The sequence below is a fragment of the Burkholderia sp. Ac-20344 genome (assembly GCF_017104975.1).
In the GTDB taxonomy this organism is placed as follows: Bacteria; Pseudomonadota; Gammaproteobacteria; order Burkholderiales; family Burkholderiaceae; genus Burkholderia.
This window is the reverse complement of sequence record NZ_JAAGPP010000277.1, coordinates 1-5,511: the sequence shown is the minus strand read 5'-3', so window position 1 is coordinate 5,511 and position 5,511 is coordinate 1. Positions and strand designations below refer to the sequence as shown.

Annotated in this window: 6 protein-coding genes and 2 pseudogenes; 1 reads left to right on the top strand and 7 read right to left on the bottom strand. The window is 59.5% G+C overall.

The window, feature by feature from the left end; translation table 11 throughout:
• From G3N64_RS38100 to G3N64_RS38090, 3 genes and pseudogenes are all read right to left on the bottom strand, one after another.
• Positions 1-204 (bottom strand): annotated as a pseudogene (locus G3N64_RS38100) (glycine betaine/L-proline ABC transporter ATP-binding protein); the annotation flags it as partial.
• A 473-nt stretch (positions 205-677) separates the two neighbouring features.
• Entirely contained in the window at positions 678-1,544 is an 867-nt protein-coding gene (locus G3N64_RS38095) for a glycine betaine ABC transporter substrate-binding protein (protein WP_205788743.1), read from the bottom strand.
• A gap of 412 nt (positions 1,545-1,956) precedes the next feature.
• Positions 1,957-2,280, bottom strand: a complete 324-nt coding sequence (locus G3N64_RS38090; RefSeq protein WP_205788744.1) for a hypothetical protein — start codon at positions 2,278-2,280, stop codon at positions 1,957-1,959.
• Here G3N64_RS38090 and G3N64_RS38085 point away from each other — a divergent pair.
• Positions 2,204-2,512: pseudogene (locus G3N64_RS38085) on the top strand (hypothetical protein); the annotation flags it as partial. The gene G3N64_RS38090 and the pseudogene G3N64_RS38085 sit on opposite strands and share 77 nt — an antisense overlap.
• A gap of 346 nt (positions 2,513-2,858) precedes the next feature.
• Here G3N64_RS38085 and G3N64_RS38080 read toward each other — a convergent pair.
• The 4 genes from G3N64_RS38080 to G3N64_RS38065 all read right to left on the bottom strand — a co-directional run.
• A complete protein-coding gene (locus tag G3N64_RS38080; protein ID WP_205788742.1) occupies positions 2,859-3,251 on the bottom strand; it encodes a hypothetical protein in 393 nt (130 codons plus the stop codon).
• 389 nt (positions 3,252-3,640) lie between these two features.
• Positions 3,641-3,922, bottom strand: coding sequence for a hypothetical protein (locus G3N64_RS40495; protein WP_346778857.1), 282 nt, complete (start codon positions 3,920-3,922; stop codon positions 3,641-3,643).
• A 233-nt stretch (positions 3,923-4,155) separates the two neighbouring features.
• A complete protein-coding gene (locus G3N64_RS38070; RefSeq protein WP_205788740.1) occupies positions 4,156-4,962 on the bottom strand; it encodes a transglutaminase family protein in 807 nt (268 codons plus the stop codon).
• A gap of 8 nt (positions 4,963-4,970) precedes the next feature.
• The coding region (locus G3N64_RS38065) for an alpha-E domain-containing protein (RefSeq protein WP_205788739.1) at positions 4,971-5,511 on the bottom strand (541 nt) is incomplete at its 5' end.

Below are 5,511 nucleotides of genomic sequence, written 5' to 3'. Positions count from 1 at the left end.
GCCCATCAGCACGAAAATTTCGCCTTCCTGCACATCGAAGGAGACGTTGTGCACGCCGACGACCTGGCCGGTGCGCTTCAGCACCTCGTCCTTCGTCGCGCCGGCGGCGAGCATGTCGAGCGCCTGCCGCGGATTGTTTCCGAACACCTTACATAGATTTTCTATCACAACTTTCGGGGTATGCATCGAAACCGACCTCTTCATCCAACTATCATCCTGCGCCGAATCCACATTTCTAAAACTCAGAAATAATCTATCGATCCACGACAACGCTTTCCGGATCGCCTTGCAAATTCGGCCGAAACTGATTAACCGCCTTTCGATAAGACGGAGCGAAAAAACAACGGATATTGGAATTCGACAGATTGAGAAAGGCAGCCACATCCGATCCGTACAATCAGCCGTCAATCGTTCGAGGCCACATCCAAGATCGCCCGAAAGAATCAGCCATCACGAAAACGTCACTCAATGGCTGACTCTGTACTCTCACACATGACCCGATACGGGCTTGCGCAATGCGAAAGCGAAACCCTCAGCAACCCACGACAGTTTCGGCTTGATCCATACACGTCCAAGTGAATAGGGCCTGATCGACCGAATACAATTTGCACATTTTTCCAGATCGGCAATCAAGCCTGCCCGGATTGTCAATCTGCTTCCGTTCCACTACCCGAGCATTACTGCTTCACATCTTCCGTCCACGCATTCACGCGATCGGCGTGCGCAGCGATCCATGCATCGGCGGCCGCTTCCGGCTTCGAGCCGTTCTGGATCGCGAGCATCACGCTGTCGATCTCACCCGGCTTCCACTGGAATTTCTTCAGGAACGCGACGACCGGCTTGGCCTTCGTTTCGAGCTGAGGATTCACGACGCTGTCGACGTGCTCCGCGCCGCCGAACACCTTCTTCGGATCCTCGAGGAAACGCAGCTTCCACTTCGCGAACATCCAGTGCGGCGCCCAGCCGGTCACGATCACCGGCTTGTTCGCACCGACGGAGCGCGACAGCTCGGCCGTCATCGCGCCGCCCGAACTCGGCATCAGCGTGTAGTTCAGGCCATAGCTCTTGATCGCTTCGTCAGTCTTGCGCATCACGCCCGCGCCCGCATCGATGCCGACGATCCGGCCGCCGAAGCTGCTTTTCTCCGCGTTCAGATCCACGATGCTCTTCGCCTTCACGTAGTCGGGAACGATCAGGCCGATCTTCGCGTCGGGAAAGTTCGCGCCGAGATCGACGACCTTCGTCTTGTATTCGCTCCAGTAGGCGCCATGCGTGACGGGCAGCCACGCGGACAACGTCGCGTCGAGGTCGCCGCGCGCCACGCCCTGCCACATGATCCCGGCAGCGACCGGCACGAGCTGGACCGGGTAGCCGAGTTTCTTCTCGATCACGCGGGCCGCGACGTTCGACGTCGCGACGCTGTCGTCCCAGCCTTCTACGTAGCCGATCTTCAACGTGGGCTTCGTGTCGGCAAGCGCCGATGCGCTCAGTGCCACCATTGCCGACAATGCACCGGACCACAACAGATTTCCGAATCGTTTCATGACGATCTCCTTGATGTGCGCTATCTCTCTAGGTTCTTCAGCCACAATTCGGGGGTATCGTCGTTATCCGACGGATGCTTGCCCCCAAGCGACTCATCGACGCTTCCGAGGTTGGGGCAATTGGCAGATCAGGAAACCCGACAATCGCTCGCAGCAGCACGGCGGCACCGTCACCCCCACGAAATCTCGCACTACCGAATCCTGCCATTGCGCGTCATCTCGCCCCCTCGCCGACACAAGCATCTACCCTTTAGGTGCCCCGCACAAGCAGGCAGGCGCACGCCCGAGAGTACGTCCGTAATGAACGATAAGGGCTGCTACCGCAGCTCAATGCGCCCCCTTTGGCTTCCCAAGGCGGAGCCGCCGTCGCGCTCCATTTTTATCGTCCCGGTCTTCTGGCGGACGGATTCATTTAGTCATGTTCTTCGCCTTTTGACCAGACATGCCCGCTTTGCGCAGCAGCGCACGCGAGTGGTGCCTCCATCGTCTGGCGAATGCAATTCGCCACGGATTCGGTGCAGCACGCCACAGGACTGTGGCCGTCGTGGCGCCTGGCGCTCGGCGCCTCCGTCATTGATATGATTTTTGCGGAAAGCAACGTTGCTCCGTAAACCGTGCCTCGGGTGAAAAGCTCAATTTGAGACGCAAGAAGCGCCCCCATGTCGCCCGACTGCACAGCGTCGCTGTCCCACTTCGCGTTCATGCCATTACCGAACTTCACGATGATCGCGTTCATGCATGCGATCTGGGTGATTCGGATGGCAAACGACCCGAGCGGCCAGCCGCTCTACCGTTGGTCGGTGATCAGCCCGGACGGCGGCCCGGTCAAGGAACTGTTCGTGGTCGGCCGCGACCGCATCCCGTGCACGGGCGTCGTCGCGCCGCTCGACATGATGCCGAACCTGATCGCCGCACGCATGGGCACCCCAACCATCACACGAGTCGCCGATCCATTCTCCTGCGAAAACTCCATTGCGAGTGCAGTCATTGCGAAGCGGGAAGGTGGCCTGCTGTCGGAAGCCGATGCGGACGCGAACGCGGCCCGCATCGATGCCGAACTCGCCGCGGCGCTGGCTTATCCAGCGGACGCCCGACACGGGGCACGCGCGCTGTTCCGACCAATGCAGGTGGCTGTCTGTCGACAAGGCACCCGCTGGGTACACGCTACGATTCAATCGAGATCGGCACTTGCCGGTGACGAGGGTTCTCGAAACCGGAACTGCAAACCGTCGGAAGCGCGGCGCGCTTGACGTGCGTACCGAACGATCGCTCGGGGGCACGAAGCCGCTTCTGCCGACACGCATGTCAGCGTGTTCACGCCGGTATCGGCGACGGGCGTCCCTGCTCGATGACACATCGCACGCGCTCCCAGGCATCGACATAGCGATGCGCAGGGGCGATCAATAACTGTATGTCGTGGAACGTCACCATTTGCTCGATTGCGATACGCTCATCGACCAGGAGCGTCCATGGTTGCCCTTGCTCGACGCGCTGCATGCATTGCTCCAGCGCGTCTTCAGCACGCTTGTATAAGCCTAGATCGACATCGTCGATCTCGATATCGCGCAAGAAGAATGCGATATAGATGGTGCCGAGCAATGCCATGAACTGGTCACCGCTTCCGTGACCCGAGCTCATCGTTGCAAGAGCAAGGTGAAATCTCAGCGATAAACGTCGCACGTCCACCGAAGGCAGCGGAAGCAGCATCGATTTCGTGAGCGGCCGTCGGTCGCGTCGAGAAGGGTGACTCATGTTGGATCTTTCTAGAATTGTCTGATTCTGCGTGTGCAATCGATAGGGCGGAACGATTCGAAACCGCCCCGTTAGCGTGGTCTGCGTGGGCGGCCTGCCGCCCGCCAATCACCTGCGGCCAGACCAGCAGTTGAAGAACGCGGCACCGCAAAGGTGAACGACGGATGACCCCGAATTTCATACGATTTCCTCGCCGCGAGTACGCTTATATGGATACGGCCATCCGTCACGATGGCCGCTTGTCATTGCTCGCGGAAGGCGCTTCAACACGCGACCTCACCGGCAAACAGGTCGCGTTCCGAAAGAGGTTCAGTTCGACGCGACAGCCGGGCCGGTGCTTGCGCTCAACGCCGACCGATCAGCAACCCGATCAGCACCCCCACTCCGAGCGCGGTTGCCGCCGTTGTCCATGGGCGATCGTGCACGTACTCGTTCGCGACACGAGCGGTCTTCTTTCCCTTCTCGACGACAATCACCTGCGCTTCTGCCGCCCTCTTCTTGACATGCTTGAGTCGATCGCGAAGCGCCTCGCGCACGTTCTCTTCATCGAAAGCGTCGACGCCTTCATGACCCGCGTAGTTCGCTTCCCGTTCCCCTGCACCTTGCATATTTGTCGACGTCGTCATCACGATCTCCATTTGATGAATTGCATCCTGATTTCATTTCGAGCGCACCTACCCGCCTTGTCGACTCGGAGTCCTCCCGCACGATCCGCGTTCGGCGTTCGGCGGATCCGAAATCGCTATTTGCCGCCAACGCGCGGTGATTGGAAATCCGCATGAACAACGTACCCAACCGAATTTCCGCCGGCAAGCGATATGCGCATTTCAACCAACCCGACGACCCAGCAACGAGTGCGTCACGCAACGGCTCGACGCACATCGATCTCCACGCCGAGGGATCCTCCGCTTCCCTGCCTGCTGCACCCTCTGACGGGAGATGCGCCGTGATAATCCATGCCTACCGCCAGTTTCACGTAATGTTCGTTGGGGCAGATGTTGTTCGCGGGATCGAAGCCGACCCAGCCGAGACCCTCCACATAGGCGCCCGCCCACGCATGGCTGGCCGCCTGTCGCACCTGGCCGTCCATCAGCAGATAGCCCGAGATATAGCGTGCTGGAATACCCAGCCGGCGGGAGGCCGCAATGAAGACCTGCGCATAGTCCTGGCAAACGCCCTTTCCGCCGGCCCATGCCGTCTCGGCATCGGTATCGACATCCGTGAAGCCGGTTGCAAATTCGAACTGGTCATGGATCGCCTCCATCAGTTCATGGAGCACCATCAGCTGATTCGACACACCGGAAAACGACATCGCGAATTCTTCGAGCGCGCCCGCCGCCTTGGTCAACTGCGTCTCACGCAGAAACAGCCACGGATGAGCGCAATCGTCGAGATAGCCAACCACCCCCGTCACGTCGCGCGTCGTCACGTTTCCGACGGCTTCGATCACGATCTCGCTCGCGCTCGAAACATGGTCGGCAAGATCGACTCGATTCCCGAATCCGTCGAGATACGACAACCCGGGCTGCTTTCCATTGACCCGGATCTCCCAATCGACGACCGTCTGACTCGCATTCGACAATGGGTGAAGGCACATGCGTTGAATAGCCTGCTGCACGGGCGCATCGTAGACATAGCGGGACGTATGAACAATCGAGAGGTGCATGATTGCGTTCAGTTGAAGTTGTACGCCTGGGCGATTTCCAGCCCCAGTCGGTGGTTGCGCCGAATGAATCCGGTCAGGAATTCGTGCACGCCGTTCTTGAAGATGCGTTCGATCGTACTGTCGGACAGCGTCGTGAGCATCTGTGCCGCGGTGTCGTGGCACGCGTGAGCGGCACCATGCTCTTTGACCAGCAGGTTGAGACTCGACATCACGCGGCCGTAGCAATAGCGCAGCGAACGCGGCATGCGGCCGTTCAGGATCAGGTAGTCGGCGATGTTCATCGGCTTGTACTGCACGTCGTATACCCAACGGTAAGAGTTGTTGGCTTCGACCGACCGCAAGATCGACTCCCAGTGGTTGGTATCGAGCAGCGTGCCGACGTGCGACACCGACGGCAGCAGCAAGTGGTATTTGACGTCGAGGATCCGCGCGGTGTTGTCGGCCCGCTCGATGAACGCGCCGATCTGCGCGAAATCGAAGATCTCGTTGCGCAGCATCGTGCTGTAGAAGCTGCCGAGGATCAGCGCGGTCTCGCGCTTCACCTCGTCG

What these genes read in the sequence shown, in the direction of transcription:
- G3N64_RS38095 (WP_205788743.1), bottom strand. Translation starts at nt 1,544, where the DNA reads ATGAAACGATTCGGAAATCTGTTGTGGTCCGGTGCATTGTCGGCAATG.
- G3N64_RS38090 (WP_205788744.1), bottom strand. Translation starts at nt 2,280, where the DNA reads ATGAACGCGATCATCGTGAAGTTCGGTAATGGCATGAACGCGAAGTGG.
- G3N64_RS38080 (WP_205788742.1), bottom strand. Translation starts at nt 3,251, where the DNA reads ATGCTGCTTCCGCTGCCTTCGGTGGACGTGCGACGTTTATCGCTGAGA.
- G3N64_RS40495 (WP_346778857.1), bottom strand. Translation starts at nt 3,922, where the DNA reads ATGACGACGTCGACAAATATGCAAGGTGCAGGGGAACGGGAAGCGAAC.
- G3N64_RS38070 (WP_205788740.1), bottom strand. Translation starts at nt 4,962, where the DNA reads ATGCACCTCTCGATTGTTCATACGTCCCGCTATGTCTACGATGCGCCC.